This window comes from Streptomyces sp. NPDC047315 (assembly GCF_040643215.1).
In the GTDB taxonomy this organism is placed as follows: domain Bacteria; phylum Actinomycetota; class Actinomycetes; order Streptomycetales; family Streptomycetaceae; genus Streptomyces.
The window spans coordinates 14,193-30,966 of record NZ_JBEYTZ010000058.1 but is presented as its reverse complement, the minus strand read 5'-3'; the positions used below and the strand labels follow the sequence as shown (position 1 = coordinate 30,966).

At 73.1% G+C, this 16,774-nt stretch carries 15 protein-coding genes; 13 read left to right on the top strand and 2 right to left on the bottom strand.

Annotated features, from left to right (window positions below):
- Positions 1 to 82: 82 nt before the first annotated feature.
- Positions 83 to 1,513 (bottom strand): hydrolase, encoded by a 1,431-nt coding sequence (locus ABZ842_RS36995; protein ID WP_361547599.1) that lies wholly within the window; start codon positions 1,511 to 1,513, stop codon positions 83 to 85.
- Positions 1,514 to 1,750: 237 nt separating this feature from the next.
- On the opposite strand from ABZ842_RS36995, the gene ABZ842_RS36990 reads away from it, so the two are divergent.
- The 4 genes from ABZ842_RS36990 (at position 1,751) to ABZ842_RS36975 (ending at position 4,551) form a co-directional block, all read left to right on the top strand.
- Entirely contained in the window at positions 1,751 to 3,349 is a 1,599-nt protein-coding gene (locus tag ABZ842_RS36990; RefSeq protein ID WP_361547594.1) for a phage tail sheath subtilisin-like domain-containing protein, read from the top strand.
- Positions 3,350 to 3,431: 82 nt separating this feature from the next.
- Positions 3,432 to 3,875: a phage tail protein gene (locus ABZ842_RS36985; RefSeq protein ID WP_361547591.1), complete on the top strand. Its 444-nt coding sequence runs from the start codon at positions 3,432 to 3,434 to the stop codon at positions 3,873 to 3,875.
- Entirely contained in the window at positions 3,875 to 4,396 is a 522-nt protein-coding gene (locus ABZ842_RS36980; RefSeq protein ID WP_361547588.1) for a hypothetical protein, read from the top strand. Before ABZ842_RS36985 ends, ABZ842_RS36980 begins: the two co-directional genes overlap by 1 nt.
- Positions 4,393 to 4,551, top strand: a complete 159-nt coding sequence (locus ABZ842_RS36975) for a DUF6760 family protein (RefSeq protein WP_361547585.1) — start codon at positions 4,393 to 4,395, stop codon at positions 4,549 to 4,551. The genes ABZ842_RS36980 and ABZ842_RS36975 overlap by 4 nt, the downstream gene beginning before the upstream one ends.
- Here ABZ842_RS36975 and ABZ842_RS36970 read toward each other — a convergent pair.
- A complete protein-coding gene (locus ABZ842_RS36970) occupies positions 4,500 to 5,333 on the bottom strand; it encodes a hypothetical protein (protein ID WP_361547582.1) in 834 nt (277 codons plus the stop codon). The genes ABZ842_RS36975 and ABZ842_RS36970 overlap by 52 nt on opposite strands.
- 2,131 nt (positions 5,334 to 7,464) lie before the next feature.
- On the opposite strand from ABZ842_RS36970, the gene ABZ842_RS36965 reads away from it, so the two are divergent.
- From ABZ842_RS36965 to ABZ842_RS36925, 9 genes are all read left to right on the top strand, one after another.
- Positions 7,465 to 7,923 carry an extensin gene (locus tag ABZ842_RS36965; RefSeq protein ID WP_361547579.1) on the top strand — a complete coding sequence of 153 codons (459 nt, stop codon included), beginning with the start codon at positions 7,465 to 7,467 and terminating at the stop codon, positions 7,921 to 7,923.
- A gap of 63 nt (positions 7,924 to 7,986) precedes the next feature.
- Entirely contained in the window at positions 7,987 to 8,409 is a 423-nt protein-coding gene (locus tag ABZ842_RS36960; RefSeq protein WP_361547576.1) for a phage tail protein, read from the top strand.
- A gap of 16 nt (positions 8,410 to 8,425) precedes the next feature.
- Positions 8,426 to 9,148, top strand: a complete 723-nt coding sequence (locus ABZ842_RS36955) for a peptidase M23 (protein ID WP_361547573.1) — start codon at positions 8,426 to 8,428, stop codon at positions 9,146 to 9,148.
- Positions 9,148 to 11,043 carry a VgrG-related protein gene (locus ABZ842_RS36950; RefSeq protein ID WP_361547570.1) on the top strand — a complete coding sequence of 632 codons (1,896 nt, stop codon included), beginning with the start codon at positions 9,148 to 9,150 and terminating at the stop codon, positions 11,041 to 11,043. The genes ABZ842_RS36955 and ABZ842_RS36950 overlap by 1 nt, the downstream gene beginning before the upstream one ends.
- Before the next feature lie 40 nt (positions 11,044 to 11,083).
- A complete protein-coding gene (locus ABZ842_RS36945) occupies positions 11,084 to 11,536 on the top strand; it encodes a GPW/gp25 family protein (RefSeq protein WP_361547567.1) in 453 nt (150 codons plus the stop codon).
- Positions 11,536 to 13,497: a putative baseplate assembly protein gene (locus tag ABZ842_RS36940; RefSeq protein WP_361547564.1), complete on the top strand. Its 1,962-nt coding sequence runs from the start codon at positions 11,536 to 11,538 to the stop codon at positions 13,495 to 13,497. The genes ABZ842_RS36945 and ABZ842_RS36940 overlap by 1 nt, the downstream gene beginning before the upstream one ends.
- Before the next feature lie 31 nt (positions 13,498 to 13,528).
- Positions 13,529 to 14,095 carry a phage tail protein gene (locus tag ABZ842_RS36935; RefSeq protein WP_361547561.1) on the top strand — a complete coding sequence of 189 codons (567 nt, stop codon included), beginning with the start codon at positions 13,529 to 13,531 and terminating at the stop codon, positions 14,093 to 14,095.
- On the top strand, positions 14,092 to 15,519 hold the full coding sequence (locus tag ABZ842_RS36930) for a zinc ribbon domain-containing protein (protein ID WP_361547558.1): 1,428 nt from the start codon (positions 14,092 to 14,094) through the stop codon (positions 15,517 to 15,519). Before ABZ842_RS36935 ends, ABZ842_RS36930 begins: the two co-directional genes overlap by 4 nt.
- A gap of 215 nt (positions 15,520 to 15,734) precedes the next feature.
- Positions 15,735 to 16,565, top strand: coding sequence for an isocitrate lyase/phosphoenolpyruvate mutase family protein (locus tag ABZ842_RS36925; protein WP_361547555.1), 831 nt, complete (start codon positions 15,735 to 15,737; stop codon positions 16,563 to 16,565).
- Positions 16,566 to 16,774: the final 209 nt, after the last annotated feature.

The window sequence follows — 16,774 nt, the reverse complement described above, 5'->3', positions numbered from 1 at the left end:
CCCCGCTCTCCCGATCGGTGGTCGCCACGCCCCGAACACTGGGCTGGGGGCCGGGCGCGGCGCGCCCGGCCCACAGCCATGTTCACTTCTTCACGGTCAGCTTGACCGCTTCGAGCCAGGCACCGTTGTCCAGGGTGCCGGCGAAGACCAGGCGGTTGTTCCGGTCGGGGTGGGAGCGCGAACCGCCGCACCTGTCCCCCCAACTCCGTCCGCGGACGTGACTGGACTGGCAGATCTGGCCGTCACCGACGTTGATCCCGAAGCCCGACAGGTTCGGGGCGTCGTCCTTGGACTTGCCGATGTAGTTGTCCTTGCGGTCGGCGATGACGGCCGTCCATTCCTGGAACTTGCCCTTGTCCGACTCTGGGTCGTTGACGAAGGCGCTGGCGGCCGAGCCGCCGACACCGGACACCGCGAAGTTCATGGCCTTGATCGGCAGCTTCCGCCCCACCATGCCGGCCACCGCGCCGTCGCACACGGGTTCCTGCCAGCCCTCGCCGCCGACGAAGGCGCGGTAGCAGATGTGTCGACCGGACGGGTCCTCCTGGGCGAGACGTCGCACGGCGGTGGCGGCGGTGACCTTCGGCGGCGGCTTCTTCGTCTTGTCATCTCCGCCCCCTCCGCCGCCGTCGCCTCCGTCGCCCGGCTCCTCCTGCTGTTCGGTCGGCGTGGGATCGGCCTTGCTCGGCGCGGGCTCCGGCGGCTTCGGTGACGCGTCCGGGCTGGGCGCGAGGGTGTTGCCGGCCTCGGCGACCTGTTCGGTGGTCTTGGACTTCACGGCCGGCTTGTACGCGATCCACAGCATCACGAAGACGATGGCGAGGGTGACGGCGAGGCCGAGGGCGGTGGCGAGCCAGCGGGGCAGGAAGCCGCGCTGGTCGTACGTCCCCTCCACGGGCAGCGGGTCGGTGCCCGAGCGGTGCAGGGACAGCGTGTACGGCCGCTGCTCGGCGGCCCCGAACCAGATGATGTTCCGGGGCTTGAGGGTGGCGGCGACGAACACGGCCCGGCCGGGCTCGATCTGGACGTTGCTCGGGTGTATCTCGTACGACAGTTGGTCGCCGTTGTCGCTGCCGCTGACGGACGCGGTCAGCTTGGTGTTGCCGAGGTTGTCGACGGCGAGCCGGGGCCGGCCGCGCAGCCGGCCCCGGACGATGGGCGGCACCAGGTCCGCCCGCACCTCCGTGAAGGGGGTGATGGTGAGGTTGCCCTCCGGGACGGTGGTGGCCTCGGGATGTTCGGTCGGCGTGATCCGTACGCCGTAGGGGTGCGGCCCGGCGGCGGCGTCGGGCGTGCGCGGTGGCGCGAAGGTCAGCTCGACCGTTCCCGTCGTGCCCGGATACAGGCGCAGCGTCGACGGTTCCACCGTCGTCCAGGGCGCGACGGTGCCCACCGGTTCGAAGCGGTATTCGTCGACGACGTCGCCGGTGTTGCGCAGCCGCAGCCGCACGCGTGTACTGCCACCCGGGTCGACGGTGGCGGAGGCGGGTTCCAGGGATGTCCACAAGCTCACGCGTCGACGCTACGGAGGGGGCGGCGCGCTGTCGCAGGACTGGGGGCAGAGTCGTCGTGCCCGAAGAGGCAGTGCGGGCGGGGGGTCGGTCGGGCCGGCGGACCGGGGTGCCCGTACAGGCAGTGTCGAGGGCAGCGGCGGTGCCCCCGGTGGAGCACCCATGGGCGTTTCGCCGCGGGCGCCGCGCGCAGGAGGCTGTTGGGCGGTCCATTTGCTGCACCCCGAGGAGAGCTGCGCATGCCGTCCTATCTGTCGCCCGGCGTCTACGTCGAGGAGGTCGCCAGCGGCTCCCGACCCATCGAGGGCGTGGGCACGTCCGTCGCGGCCTTCGTGGGGCTCGCTCCGACCGGCCCGCTCAACGAGCCGGTCCTGGTGACCAACTGGACCCAGTACGTGGCGTCCTTCGGTGAGTTCACCGACGGCTACTTCCTCGCCCACTCCGTCTACGGCTTCTTCAACAACGGCGGTTCGGCCGCCTATGTGATCCGGGTCGGCGGCTCGGCCGGCGGCGTCGCCGAGCAGGGCGCGGCGCCCGCCGCCGTGGCCGGTGGCGACGCCAAGGCTGCGCTGCCGTCGGGCGAGCCCCAGCAGCTGGGCACGTTCACGGTGACCGCGATCGCGGCGGGCGCATCGGGCGCGCTGAGCGTCGAGGTCGCGGACGCGGACGGCGAGGGCCCGGCCGACCGGTTCAAGCTGATCGTGAAGGACGGCGACAAGGCGGCCGAGCAGTTCGACGTCACGGCGAAGAAGAGCAGCCGCGCCTACGTCGTCACCCAGGTCAAGGAGCGCTCCCGGCTGATAGCCGTGGCCGAGGCCGCGCCGGCGGGGCAGTTGGCCCGGCCCGACAACCAGACGGTGGCGCTCGCGGCTCCCGCGCAGTCCCCGGCCGCGGCGGACGGCCGGGCGGCCGGGCCCGGCGAGGCGCACCCCGGGCCCGCCCACTACCTCGGCGATTCGGCGGACCGCACCGGCTTCGGCGGTCTGGAGGCCGTCGACGAGATCTCCATGGTCGCGGTGCCGGACCTGATGGCCGCCTACCAGCGCGGTGCGATCGACCTGGAAGCGGTCAAGGCCGTGCAGCTGGGGCTGATCGCGCACTGCGAGCTGATGGGTGACCGGGTCGCGGTCATCGACCCGCCGCCCGGGCTGAACGCCCGCCAGATCAGGGTCTGGCGACAGGAGACGGCCGGCTACGACTCCCGGTACGCGGCGCTGTACTACCCGTGGATCAAGACGTTCGACCCGGCGAGCGGTCAGGGCCTGATGATTCCACCGAGCGGTCACGTCGCCGGCATCTGGGCGCGCAACGACTTCGAGCGCGGGGTCCACAAGGCGCCCGCGAACGAGGTGGTGCGCGGTGCGGTGGACCTGGAGCTCCAGATCACCCGGGGCGAGCAGGACCTGCTGAACCCGATCGGCGTCAACTGCATCCGCGCCTTCCCCGGCCGCGGCATCCGCGTGTGGGGCGCCCGCACCCTGTCCTCCGACCCGGCCTGGCGCTACCTGAACATCCGCCGGTACTTCAACTACCTGGAGGAGTCGATCCTGATCGGCACCCAGTGGGTGGTGTTCGAGCCGAACGACCACGCCCTGTGGGCCCGCATCCGGCGCAACATCTCGGCGTTCCTGGTCAACGAGTGGCGCAGTGGCGCGCTCTTCGGCCAGCGCCCCGAGGAGGCGTACTACGTCAAGTGCGACGAGGAGACCAACCCGCCGGAGTCGGTCGACGTCGGCCGGGTCGTCTGCGAGATCGGCATCGCGCCGGTGAAGCCGGCCGAGTTCGTGATCTTCCGACTGGCCCAGTTCTCCAGCGGCGGCGGCGAGTTGGAGGAGTAGGGCGGCTGCCCGCTCTGCCTCCCCTTCCCACCGCGCCACCGTCCCCACCCACTTCTCAGATCGTCACGAGGACAGCGAGTAGATGAGCCTTCAGCCGGGCGACGCCCTCACTTCACACAATTTCGGCCTGCAGATCGACGGCGTCATGGTCGAGTACCTGGCCGAGGTCAGCGGCCTCAGCATGGAGCAGGACGTCATCACGTACCAGCAGAACTCTCCGAACGGCCAGAACGTCGTGAAGAACCTGCCGGGTGTGAAGAAGAACGGCACCTGCACCGTCGTGCGCGGCATGACCCAGTCGGCCGCCTTCACTCAGTGGATCAACCAGTCGATCTCCGGCCAGATGACCACGGCCCGCAAGAACGCCTCCATCATCATGATGGACTTCGAGAACAACCCGGTGAAGCGCTACAACCTGCGCAACGCCTGGTGCCACAAGATCGACGCCAGCACGGTGAAGGCGGGCGAGGCGGCGGCCCTCACCGAGACCGTGACGATCGCGTTCGAAGAACTGGTCATCGAGTAATGCGGCGTACGGCTGCCAGGGCCGGCGGCGCGGTCAGCTACGGCGGTGCGCAGGCACCGGGCGCGGCTGTCGGGGCGGGTGCGGGGCCGGCGCAGGACGGCGCCGTCCCCGGCCCCGCGGGGCCGGCGCCCGAGCAGGTGCACCAGGAGGCGCTGCGCACCGAGTTCCCCTTCCAACTGCCGCGCGGGTACGTCGACGAGTCGGGCACCGTCCACCGGGACGGCGTGATGCGGCTGTCGACGGCGCGGGACGAACTCGTTCCGCTGCGTGACGTACGGGTCCAGGAGAATCCGGCGTTCTTGTCGGTGGTCCTGCTCGGTCGGGTCATCACCCGGCTGGGGACTCTGCCGCTGGTGCACGACGGGGTCGTGGAGCAGATGTTCGCCTCCGACCTGGCGTTCCTCCAGGACTTCTACCGTCAGATCAACGCCGAGGGCCACACCCGTGCGGCCGTGGAGTGCCCGCACTGCGCGGAGCCCTTCGAGGTGGAACTCGGCGGGAGCCGCCTGGGGGAATCGTGACGTACGCGACCGACCGGCTGCACGAGGAGATCGCGTACGTGGCCTATCACTTCCACTGGGGCCTGGCGGACATCCTGGACCTGGAACACGCGGACCGGCGGCGTTACGCGGGTGAGATCGCGGCCCTGGTGACGCGGGCCGGGGCGGAGGACTGACCGATGGGCTTCCGGGACATCTTGCGAGGGCGGCGCGGTGCGCCGCAGACGGGCCGTGGTGATGCGTCCGGCTCCGGCGCCGTGGGGGCGCCGGCGGGCGGAGCCGCCCCGCACGACGACTCCGCGGCGCCGGGCCGTTCCGCGGTCACGGCGTCGTGGGCGGGGCTGGCGCCGATCCGGCCGGTTGCGGGGGCCGGGCGGGCCTCGGTTGCCGACGCGGGGTTCGGCGGGCGGCTGCCGACCTGGCAGAACCCGTCGTTCTTGGCCACCTCGTCGCCCGCAGTCCTCGACGGCACGTCGAGTGCGGTGCTCGGCGACGGCCTGCGCTCGTCCGCCGCCGGGCCCGTCACCGGGCTCGAAGGCCGTACGGGTGCCTTGCCGTTGGCCGGTCGGACGCCGGCGGTGCAGCGCGCGCCCGCGGTGCGGATGCGGGCGCTGCCGCCGGGCGAGCCGCGCTTCGACGGGCAGGGGCCGGCCGCGGTCCAGCGTGTCGCGCGCGCCAAGGGCGGGCCCGTGGTGACGGCGGTGCCGTCACCGTCCGGGCGAAGCGGTTCGCTCTCCGCGGGTACGACGAGGAGCACGGCAGTGCAGCGGAGTGCGGGGGCCGTGCGTACACCGGCGGCGGGCGCTGGCGCTGCCGCTGGGCGCGAGTCTGCGGGGGCGAGCGCCGCGCGTGCGGTGGGCGGTACGGCTCCGCCGCGCGGGAGCGTCGTCCGTACGGCAGGCAGCACGACGGATGCCGAGCCGGCCGGCGGGACGCGTCCCAACAGGCCGATGGTCACGGCTCCTTCGGCGCCTTCGCCTCCTTCGCCTGCGGTGACCGCGGGCGGTGCGCCCGGAAGTGCGCCGGCGGTTCAGCGAGCCCAGGCGAACGGGCTGGCGCCGGCGGTTTCCGCGGCAGCGTCTCCGACTGCGGCTGCGGCTGCGGTGCCGTCGGCGCCGTCGCCGGATACGGGTTCGGTGCCGGCGCAGCTTCTTGCCGCGGCACAGCCGGTGTCGACGGCCCCTCCGTTGGCGCGCCCCTTGCCCGGGCCTCGATCCTTGACCACGGCCAAGCCGGTGCAGCGGCGGACCCTGCCAGTGGCGCGTAGGGCTGCCACCCCTGTGCGTGGCGGGACGGACGCGGCGCCGACACCGATGCCCATGCCGACGCCGACGCCGTCCGTGGGGACGGTCACACCCGACCTTCCCTCTCTCGACAGCGGTCGCGGAGCCGACACACAGGACGTGCCGGCGGACGTGCGAAACGTCCCCGGCAGCAGCACGAAGGCCGTCGCGGGTCCTGGCGACGGGGGCGGTTCCGCACCGCGTTCGACGCGTGCACCCGGCGCCGCTGGCGCGAGTGGCGGCGCCCGTACGACCAGTGCGGCGGACAGCAACTCCCCGACGCCCGCTGCCGGCCCCTCCAGTGCGCCGGCCGGCGGCTCGGGAGCTGACGCCGGCCCGCGCGTGCAGCGGGCGGTTGCCCGGCCCGACAAGGGCTCTGCCCCTGGCCCCGTTTCTGGCTCCGCCTCTGCCCCTGGCTCTGGTGTCACACGCGGTCTTGGTGCGCCTCACGTCGCCGCGGACGCGGCAACCGCTGCTCCCGCACGTGCGGCGAAGGCTACGGAGCAGGCCACGGCCGCTCCCCGGAAGGGGCCGGTCAGCACGGGCGAGCCCGCACCCGCGCCCGCCCGTGGTCCGAGCGGAACGGGACCGCGGCACCTCGATGCCGACGGCGGGGCGAGCACCCACGGGGTGCCTGCGCCTTCCGCGGAAACCTCTGGCCTGCCATCAGTCGCGCCTCAGCAAGCCGTCCAGCGACACACGTCGTCAGAGTCTCCCACCGTCCCCATGGACCTCCCTCCCACGGCCTCCGCCCCAACAGCGGACGCGCCGACACCGCCCACCACGAAGGCGCCCGCGCCTTCCACCGAGGCCCCTCGCCCGACGCCCGCCGCACCCCGGCAGCCCGTGCAGCGGCGTACAGCACCGGGGCCGCGTGGCCAGCAGCCCGCGACCACCGCACCGGACGCGCCGACGGCACGCACCGCGCAGGTGGCTGCGTCTGCCGCAGAGGCCCCCCGCACGGCGCCGGCCTCTCGTGCCCAGCAGCCTCCTGCCACCTCCAAGGCGCCTGCGTCCGCGCCGGCCGCCTCGACCTCGCGGACCGCGCAGGCCGCGCGGGCCGCGCAGGCCGAGCGGACAGCGCGGCCCGCTGGGCAAGCCAACACCGCGCCCCAAGGCGCGCGTTCCGTCGAACGGGCAGCGCAGCCGGTCCAGCGGACGGCGGCCGACACCCCGACCTCACCAGCGCCGAAGTCCACCTTCACGCCCGATCCCGCCCTGCCTCCGCGTTCGCCGCAGTCGCCGGGGCCGACGGCCCGCGGGAACGACGCGCCGGCAGCGCCAGTTGGCGGCTCGACCGGTGTGCCGTCCCCGCCGCCCGCTCCCGCGCCCGCGCGCCGGCCGGGACTCGGTGCCCCGATCTCGTCGCGGCCAGCCGACACCGTGCGCCCGGCTCCCCGCCCGGGACCGTCGACCGAGCAGCGCTCGACCCCGGCCCCTCGCACCACCGCGTCCGTACCGCCCGCCCCCGCCGTCCCGCACACCCGGGGCAGTGGCGTCATCCAGCGTCGTGCCGCTCTCGGTGCTCCCCTGCCGGGTGCCCCGGCGCCGTCTCTCCCCGCGGCGGCCGGTCCCCCGGCGCCGCACGCACCCGCTCCCGTACCTCCCGTACCGTCTGCACCGTTGCTGCCATCACCCGTTTCATCACCCGATTCACCACCCGTGCCGCCGACACCGAGTGCGCCGGCGGTCGCGTCGAAGGGTGTCGGTGCGCCGGCCGTCCGCTCCGCTGCGGCGCCCCCGCCCGTACTCCTGCGTCGTGCGACCCCGTCGGCCGCCGCGCCGTCGGCCCCGTCCCGGCTCCCGGTGGCTCCGCTCGTGCCGCCGCGGCTTCCCGAGTCCGCTCCCGCCGCCGGCCCGGGCGGGGACGTTGTCGGGCCCGTCGTCCAGCGCTACCTCAAGGGGCTCCCGGCATCCGACCGGGCCCCGGCGTCGAACCGGGCAGCCCGCACCGCACTGCCGCCCGCCGCACCAGCACCAGCACCAGCACCAGCACCAGCACCAGCACCGACATCCGCGCCCACACGCCAACCACCGACGCCAACCCCACCACCCGCCCAGTCCACGCCGACCACCGCGTCGGCCGAGTCACCGCCGCCCGAGTACACCGCGGTCCCGGCCCAGACCTTTGATCCACGGCAGCTCACCGACTTCCAACTCGACGAGCTGGTGCACCGGATCATCGGCCGGGTCACGCGGCTGGTCCGCACCGAGTTGCGGATGGACCGCGAACGCGTCGGCAAGCTGCGCGACTTCCGCAACTGACCCACGATCCCTCGCCCGACCCGTTCCGCCCGCCGCCCCCGGCACGACAGAAAGGCCCGCACGATGTCCCGCCAGGACCCGGGCTCCACCATCTGGTTCTCCCTCAGCATCGACGGCGAGAGCCTCGGCTCCTTCAACGGGTGCGAGGGCCTGTCGTCGCAGGTGGAGATCGAGCACCGCCAAGAGGGCGGCAACAACGGCTTCGTGTGGGCCCTGCCCACCCGTGTCACCTTCTCCACCATCCGGCTGACCCGTCCCCTCACCCCGGACACCGCCAAGGTCGCCCGCTGGATCTCGTCCCTCCAGACCGGGATCAAGCGGCCCACCGCCCAGATCGCGGCGCTGCGCGCCGACGGCTCCGAAGTGGCCCGCTGGGGACTCATCGACGTGCTGCCCGTCAGCTGGACCGGGCCGACCCTGGACCCGGCGAGCCCGGCCGTCGCGACGGAGGTCCTGGAGATCGCCCACCACGGATTCACGGACTGAAAGGCGTTCGGCAGACATGGCGAAAGGCGCCAAGGGCGCGGGCAAGAGCCTTGTGCGCGCCTCGCTCGCGATCCACGAGCCCCCCACGGGCGAGAGCACCTCGCCGGGCGGGGTCATCAAGACGTTCAACTTCGACTTCAACCCGGCGCAGTTGTCGCTGTCCCGGCGCGCGGAGTGGAAGACCACGCCCACGCAGATCGAGCGGACGGGGCCGCTGCCGGAGTTCATGGGCGCCCTGCCGCGCGAGATGAACGTGGAGATCTTCCTCGACTCCTCCCAGAAGCCGACCGGCAACACGGTGCTGAAGAAGGTGGAGTCGCTGCTCAGCTGCTGCGAGGTGACGCCCAGGAGCATCGCCGCGAAACAGCCCTCGCCGCCGTGGGTGGTCTTCCAGTGGGGGTCGTTCTCGACGGCGCGGTTCGTCGCGTACGTGGGCTCCGTGGACGTGGACTACTCGCTCTTCGGGACGACGGGCGTCCCCATCCGCGCCACGTGCCGACTCCAACTGCACGAGATCCCGAGCGCGACCGCGGGACAGAACCCGACGTCCGGTGCGCTCACCGCACAGCGGGTGCACCGGGTGGTGGCGGGCGACTCACTGCTGTCGCTGGCGTGGCGGGAGTACGGCGACCCCGGCGCCTGGCGCTCGATCGCCGAGGCCAACGGCATCGACGACCCGGCGCGGCTGCCGGCCGGCGCCGAGTTGGTGCTGCCCGCCGCCGAGGAGGTGCGCGGCTGATGGTGCGGTCCGCCTTCTCCACCGTCGTCGACGTACGGATCGGCGGCGCCAAGCTGCCGCCCGACTACGCCCGTGCCCTCGTGGACAGCTGGGTCGACCAGGGCGCCGGCGTGCCGGCCGCCTTCCGGCTCACCTTCCGCGACCCGCACCGGCTGCTGCTCGGCAAACTGGGCGTCACCTTCGGCACGAAGGTGGTGATCGCGCCGGTCGCCGACGGGCGGGGGGCCTCCGATCCGCTGCTGACGGGCGAGGTCACCGGGCTGGAGGCCGACTACGACGGCACCGGCACGTTCACCGTGATCCGCGGCTACGACGCCGGGCACCGGCTGCTGCGCCAGCGCCGGGTGACGGCCTACCGCAACCAGAGCGCGTCCGACATCGCCCGCAAGCTGGCCGCGAAGGCCGGCGTGCCGGTCGGGAAGGTGGAGTCGACGAAGACCGTGTACGACTTCATCAGCCAGTCGGACGTGTCCGACTGGGACTTCCTCGGCCGGCTCGCCGACGAGAACGAAATGGTGATGTCGGTGGACTCCAAGGGCCGGTTCCAGTTCGTCCGGCCGAAGCCGTCGTCGGGTGCGCCGTCGCCGAAGACCGACGGGGACAAGAGCCCCTTCGTGCTCCAGGGCGGGCACGACATCCTGCGGCTGCGGGCCGCCGTCACCGCCGCCGACCAGGTCGGCACGGTCGAGGCGCGCGGCTGGGACGTCACGGCGAAGCGCAAGTTGACGGCGACCGCGCGCGCCGCCTCCCATCCGGGCATCGCCATCGGCGCCACCCCGGGCGAGGCCGCCGGCAAGTTCAAGAAGGCCAAGCTGGTCGGGACGGGCACGCCGTACGACCGGCAGGCCGAGGTGCGGTTCGCCGCCAGCGCCCTCGCTGACGACGTCACGTCGTCCTTCGCCGAGTTGGAGGTCGTGGCCCGCGGGAACCCGAAGCTGCGGCCGGGCGTTCCGGTCGCGCTCGCCGACGTGGGCCAGCCGTTCGAGGGCAAGTACACCGTGACCTCCGTGCGGCACGTCTTCGGCGACGGCAAGCACTACGAGGCGTGGGTGACGGTCAGCGGCCGGCAGTGGCGTTCGCTGTACGGGCTGGCCTCGGGCGGCGGGGAGTCGGTGCCGCGGCTGCCGAGCGTCGCCAACGCGCTCGTCACCGACGTCCAGGACCCGCTGCGGCAGGGCCGGGTGAAGCTCCAGTTCCCGTGGCTGGACGACACCTACGTCAGCGACTGGACGCGGACCGTGCAGTTGGGCGGCAAGGCCGGCGGCGGGATCTTCCCGATGGACGTCGGGGACGAGGTGCTCGTCGGCTTCGACCGGGGCGCGCTGGACCATCCGTTCGTCATCGGCGGGCTGTACAACGGCAAGGACGTGCCGACCCCGGTGCGGGACGTGCCGCTCCACGACGGCCTGCGCAAGCAGGCGTCCCGGCACACGGTCTCCGACCGGCAGGGCAACCGCATGGACCTGCTCAGCCAACGGACCGGCGCCCGCAAACAGGGGGTGCGGCTCGCGAGCGGCAACGACCGGCTGGTCGTGAACCTGGACCGGACCAAGACCGAGATCACCGTGGACAGCAGGGGCAAGGTCACCATCAAGGGCGGCACCTCGGTCTCGGTGGAGGCGGGGCGCGACCTCACGCTGAGTGCGGGACGCCGGCTGACCATCAAGAGCGGGGGCGTCGTCAACATCCAGGGGCGGGGCCTGGTGAACGTCTCCTCGCTCACGGGCCCCGTGACGGTGGACGCCAAGGGCGCCCTGAGCATGAAGGCGATCGGCGCCGCGACGCTGAGCGCCGGCGGCAGCGTGCAGGTCAACGCCGTCGCCAACGTGACCATCTCGGCCGTCACCGTGCCCATCACGGGCGTGGTGACCGTCAACCGACGGCCCATCGTGTGAACGGGCGGCACCACCCCTTGGGAAGGCAGGTACGCGGCTGATGGCCGAGCAGTTCGTGGGGTCCGGCTGGTCGTTCCCGCTGCGCATCGGACCGACCGGCGGGATCGCCCTGGTCAGCGGGGAGCGGGAGGTCGAGGAGGCGATCCGGCTGGTCCTGTCGACCGCGCCGGGCGAGCGGCCCATGCGGCCCGACTTCGGCTGCGCGATCCACGACCTGGTGTTCGCGCCGGTCAACGAGCAGACCGCGGGCCGCATCCAGCACGAGGTGCACCGCAGCCTCGACCGCTGGGAGCCGCGCATCGAGGTCGACGACGTCACGGTGACGGCGGGATCCGAGCAGAGCGTCCTCTACATCGACGTGCGGTACATGATCCGCGGCACCAACAACCCGCGCAGCCTCGTCTTCCCCTTCTACGTCATTCCGTCCCACGACGAGCCGGACGGCCCCGGTGCGGCTGGTGCGCCCGGCCCCGCTCACGAAAGCGACCGCTGATGGCCCTGCCCTCCCCCAACCTCGACGACCGTCGGTTCCAGCAGTTCGTCGACGACGCCAAGCGCTACATCCAACAGCGGGCGCCGGAGTGGACCGACCACAACGTGTCCGACCCGGGCGTGACGCTCGTCGAGACGGTCGCCCACATGGCCGACCAGATCGTGTACCGGCTCAACCGGGTGCCGGAGAAGAACCACCTGGCGTTCTTGGACCTGGTGGGGATCACCCTGTTCCCGGCGTCCGCCGCCCGTACGGAGGTGACCTTCTGGCTGTCGGCGCCCCAGGAGGACCCGGTGGCGGTGCCGGTGGGCACCGAGGTCGCCACCGTGCGCACCGAGGGCGAGGAGGCGGTCGTCTTCGCCACCGAGCGCGAACTGTCCGTCGTGCCATGCGAGTTGCGCCATCTGATGGTGCAGCGGCGGGGCGAGCCGGTGACCGACCGTACGACCGACGTCATCGAGGCGGGCAAGGACGTGCCGTGCTTCGCCGAGCCGCCCGCCGTGGGCGACTGCCTGCTGTTCGGTCTGTCGTCCGCCGTGCCGGACTGCGCCGTCGTCCTGGAGTTGGACAGCACGGTGGACGGCGTGGGCGTGGACCCGCGGCAGCCGCCGCTGGTGTGGGAGGCGTGGACGGCGGACGGCTGGCACGCCTGCGAGGTCGACCGGGACGGCACCGGCGGGCTGAACCGGCCCGGCGAGGTGCTGGTGCACGTGCCCGGCGGGCACGTGCTGTCCCGCAACGCCGGCCGTGAGGCGGGCTGGCTGCGGTGCCGGGTCACCGAGCCGCTGGCCGGTCAGCCCTTCTACACCACCTCGCCCACCGTCCGGGCCGTCGAGGCGTTCACCATCGGCGGCACCACCCTCGTGGTGCACGCCGAGACGGTCCGCGACGAGGCGCTGGGCGAGTCCACCGGGCTGCCGGGGCAGCGGCTGCGGCTGGCGCAAACGCCCGTGGTCGGCGACGACCCGCCCGTACTGCTGCAGACCGCCGAGCACGACGGCTGGCAGGACTGGCGGGTCGTGCCGCACTTCGCGGCCTCGGGCCCCGACGACCGGCACGTCACCCTCGATCCGACGACCGGTGAGATCGCCTTCGGCCCCGCGGTGCGCGAGCCGGACGGGTCCTTGCGCCAGTACGGCGCGGTCGCCCCGAAGGGGGCACCGGTGCGCGTCCGGCGCTACCGCACCGGCGGCGGCCGGGCGGGCAACGTGGCCCGCGGCGCGGTGCGGATCCTGCGCACCTCGCTCCCGTACGTCTCCGAGGTCGTCAACCGGGAAGCCGCGCGCGGCGGCGTGGACGGGGAGACCGTCGAGGAGGCGAAGGTGCGGGCGCCGATCACCCTGCGCGCCCAGGAGCGGGCGGTGACGCTGCGCGACTACGAGGAGTTGGCGCGGCGCGCCGCGCCCGAGACGGCGCGGATCACCTGTCTGCCCGGTGACGAGGGGGAGCACGGGGCGCACGCGGTCCGGGTGCTGGTGGTGCCGCAGGCGGTGCCGGATCCCGGCGGGCGGCTGCGCTTCGAGCAGTTGGTGCCCGGTGACGCGCTGCTGGACCGGGTCACCCGCTTCTTGGACGAGCGCCGGCTGATCGGCACGAGGTTGGCCGTGGGGCCGCCGTACTACCAGGGCGTCACGGTGGTGGCCACCGTGCATGCGTTCAAGGGCGTCGACGTCGACCGGGTGCGCCGGCAGGTCCATGACGCGCTCTACCGGCACCTGGACCCGCTGGTCGGCGGTGCGAGCGCCGAGGGGTGGCCGTTCGGGCGGCCGGTGCAGGCCGGTGAGGTGTTCGCGGTGCTCCAGCGGGTGCCGGGCGTGGAGTTGGTCGACCAGGTGGTCCTGCACCCCGCCGATCCGCTGACGGGCAAGTGCGGCGAACCCACGGACCGCATCGACCTGTCGCCGCCGTCGCTGGTGTTCTCGTTCGACCACCGCGTGCGCGTGATCGGGGACGGTGCCTGATGGGGCGCGAACGCACCGGGAGGGGACGGGCATGAGGGGTTCCATCGACGGCCTCGGCTCCCCCGCGCCGATCGGCAGGATGCTGCCCGCGGTCTTCGCCGACGACGACCTCGTGCAGCGCTTCGTCGGCGGGCTCGACGACGTGATGGCGCCCGTGCACTGCGTCCTCGACTGCCTCGACGCGTACTTCCGGCCCTCGCTCGCACCGCCCGACTTCGCCCGGTGGCTGGGCGACTGGGTCGGCGCGGAGACCGACGGCACCGAAGCGGAGCCGATGGTGCGCGCCGCCGTGGCCGCCGCCGCTCACCTGCACCGGATCCGCGGTACGCGGCGCGGGCTGGCCGAGGCGATACGGCTCGTGTTCGGCACTGAGCCCGAGATCACCGAGAGCGGGGCCGCGAACTGGAGCGCCCGCCCGCTCGGTCCCGTACCCGGCGAGCCGGTGCCGCGGCTCCACGTGCACCTGCGGCTGCGCAACCCCACGACCGCGGACCGCCATCGCCTGGAGGCGCTGGTGGCCGCCGCCCGTCCCGCCCACATGCCGTACACGGTCCAGGTGACCGCCGGCGAAGTCGTCGAAAGGACTTCCACACCATGACGACCCCTCGGAACTGCCCTGCGTGCGAGACCCGCGTGGAGGTGGGCCAGTCGTTCTGCGACGCCTGTGGGGCCGTGCTGAGCTGGACGGACCGCAGCGCGCCCACGACGCCCGAAGCCCGATCCGGCTCCGGTTCTGGTGCTGGCTCTGGTGCTGGTACTGGCTCCGGCTCTGCTTCTGGTTCTGGTTCTGGTTCTGGTTCTGGTTCCGACGGCGGCTGGGACGCCTTCGCCCGGCCGGGCGGCGGCCCGGGCGCGGGCACCGGTCGCGCACGGTGGGACCGGCAGACGGCCGGTGCGCCGGCGCACGGCGGCCACGCAGACGACCCGGCACCGCCGCCGAGCCGGCCGCGGCCCACCTCCGAGCAGGCCACCTTCCCGGACACGGGGCACACCGGGGAATCCGCCCACAACCCGCAGGCCACCGACTCCCTCCGGGACGCCACCCCGCCGGCCCCGCCCGTGGACGGGATCACGCCCACGGTGCCGAACCAGGCCGCGGTGCCGCCCGCCCCCGAGCCGCCGGACGCCGACCGCGCCCGCCGGCTCCTCGTACCGCTCTCCGAGCCCGAACGCGGCCCCGAGCCGGATCCCGTCGCCGCCCCGGTCCTGCCTGCCCGGCCAGCGGCGCACCGCCCGCAGGACGTACGCGCCCCGGGCGAACAACTGGGCCAGGACGGCGGGACGCCGTGCCCTTGGTGCGCCACGCCCAACCGGCCCGACCGGCACTACTGCTCCCGGTGCGCGATGCCGATGGCCGGCGCCGAGCAGACCCCGGGGCCCCTGCCGTGGTGGCGTCGGCTCACCCGCCCCGGTGAGCGCGAGGCGCCGTGGGCGGGCGACCGCCCCCGGCCGCGGCGCGCCTTCGACCGGGTGCTGACGTGGCTGGGTGCGGCGGTCGTGCTGGCGCTGCTGATCGTGCTGGCCGTCAAGCTCCCCGACGGGATCCAGGCGACCCGCGACCACTTCGCGAAGCGCGCACCGCTGACCCCGGACCGGATGAAGGCGTCGAACTCGTTCCCGGACCACGGGCCGGAGCTGCTCATCGACAAGATCAACAACACCTGGTGGTCGTCGGGGTTCGACGGTCCCAACCAGGGACAGTGGATCGAGGCGCAGTTCGACCGGCCCACCCGGCTGCTGGACGTGATCTTCACGCCGGGCAAGTCCCTGAAGCAGAACGAGATCTCCCAGTCGGCGCTCCCCCACCGCGTGGAGGCCCGCATCACGACCGCCGACGGGAAGACCACGACCCGTTCCCTCGTGCTCGACCAGGGGGCGGGCCCGCAGTCCCGGAAGTTCCGGGTCGGCGAGGTCACCGCGGTGCGGTTCACCATCGAGTCCGCCCACCACCCCGGGCGGGAGAAGCACTTGGCGATCGCCGAGGTCGAGTTCTTCGGACCTTCGCAGTCGGGTTCGCGCTAGGGAGTGCGGTCTGGAGCCCCACGCGGGTTCCTGTGCGTCGGGACGTAGCCGCCGTAGCCCTGCGGGAGCTGTGGTCCCTACCAGCCGGTGGTGGGTTTGTCACGCGGTCCCGCCCCCCACGCCCGGAGGGCGTGGGGGGCGTGGGGGGCGTGGGGGGCGGATCATGATGTCGACAGGGTGCGGGGCGCGATCGTCCATCTGACCTTCATGGTGCAATGTTGCCCATGGCAACACTTCTTGATGTGGCACAGAGGTTCCGTTCCCTGCATGTACCAGGCTCGCCGCTGGTCCTGCCCAATGTGTGGGACGGTGCTTCCGCCCGTGTAGTGGCGGACGCGGGTGCTGCTGCGATCGCGACCACAAGTGCCGGGGTCGCCTGGTCACTCGGGCTCGGCGACGGCGAGCACATGACCCGCGACCGGGCGCTTGGCGCGATCGCGCGGATCACGGCCGCTGTTGACGTACCGGTCACCGCCGACATCGAACGCGGCTACGCAACCGATGCGCCCGGCGTGGCCGAGACCGTCCGAGGCGTCCTCGCGGCCGGAGCCGTGGGCATCAACCTGGAGGACACCCTGCGCCCCGTCGCCGAGCAGGTCGAACGGATCTCAGCGGCCCGCCGGGCCGCGGACGAGACCGGCATCCCGCTGTTCATCAACGCCCGCATCGACACGCACCGCCTGCCGCCCGGTGACCGCACAGCCTGGCTGGACGAAACCCTCACCCGCGCCCGTGCCTACGCGACAGGCGGCGCGGACGGCATCTTCGTCCTCGGCGCACCGGACGCCGAGACGGTCAGAACACTCGTGAGTTCTCAACCCCTCCTGGTGAACGTTCTGGCCGACCCCGGCACACTCCCGGTGTCCGAGCTCGCGAAGGCGGGAGCCGCTCGCATCAGCGCGGGATCCTCCATCGCCGAGGCGGCGTACGGCCTGGTCCGCCGGGCAGCCCGCGAACTGCTGGAGAAAGGAACGACGACCACGCTGGAGGGCGGATTCGACTATGCCACGCTCAACGCGTTGCTCGTGGCCGAGTTCCCGCACTGAGACGCGGTCAAGAAAACACGGCGCCCCGGTCCTGAAGTCGGCGATCAGCACTGCCGGGTTGGCGTCCGAGGTCAGTGCGAACATCGCACCCGGGTCGAACATGTCGTAGAGACCACCGGGACGGGGCGGCCCAGCGTCGCCACGATGCGACCGCTGTCGTGGAGGTGTCGGGCGGCTTCGACGCACACTTCGCGGACGTCGGCGACGAG

Excerpts from the sequence above, each read along its gene's own strand:
- ABZ842_RS36990 (WP_361547594.1), top strand. The coding sequence starts at position 1,751 with ATGCCGTCCTATCTGTCGCCCGGCGTCTACGTCGAGGAGGTCGCCAGC.
- ABZ842_RS36985 (WP_361547591.1), top strand. The coding sequence starts at position 3,432 with ATGAGCCTTCAGCCGGGCGACGCCCTCACTTCACACAATTTCGGCCTG.
- ABZ842_RS36980 (WP_361547588.1), top strand. The coding sequence starts at position 3,875 with ATGCGGCGTACGGCTGCCAGGGCCGGCGGCGCGGTCAGCTACGGCGGT.
- ABZ842_RS36960 (WP_361547576.1), top strand. The coding sequence starts at position 7,987 with ATGTCCCGCCAGGACCCGGGCTCCACCATCTGGTTCTCCCTCAGCATC.
- ABZ842_RS36955 (WP_361547573.1), top strand. The coding sequence starts at position 8,426 with ATGGCGAAAGGCGCCAAGGGCGCGGGCAAGAGCCTTGTGCGCGCCTCG.
- ABZ842_RS36950 (WP_361547570.1), top strand. The coding sequence starts at position 9,148 with ATGGTGCGGTCCGCCTTCTCCACCGTCGTCGACGTACGGATCGGCGGC.
- ABZ842_RS36945 (WP_361547567.1), top strand. The coding sequence starts at position 11,084 with ATGGCCGAGCAGTTCGTGGGGTCCGGCTGGTCGTTCCCGCTGCGCATC.
- ABZ842_RS36940 (WP_361547564.1), top strand. The coding sequence starts at position 11,536 with ATGGCCCTGCCCTCCCCCAACCTCGACGACCGTCGGTTCCAGCAGTTC.
- ABZ842_RS36935 (WP_361547561.1), top strand. The coding sequence starts at position 13,529 with ATGAGGGGTTCCATCGACGGCCTCGGCTCCCCCGCGCCGATCGGCAGG.
- ABZ842_RS36930 (WP_361547558.1), top strand. The coding sequence starts at position 14,092 with ATGACGACCCCTCGGAACTGCCCTGCGTGCGAGACCCGCGTGGAGGTG.
- ABZ842_RS36925 (WP_361547555.1), top strand. The coding sequence starts at position 15,735 with ATGTTGCCCATGGCAACACTTCTTGATGTGGCACAGAGGTTCCGTTCC.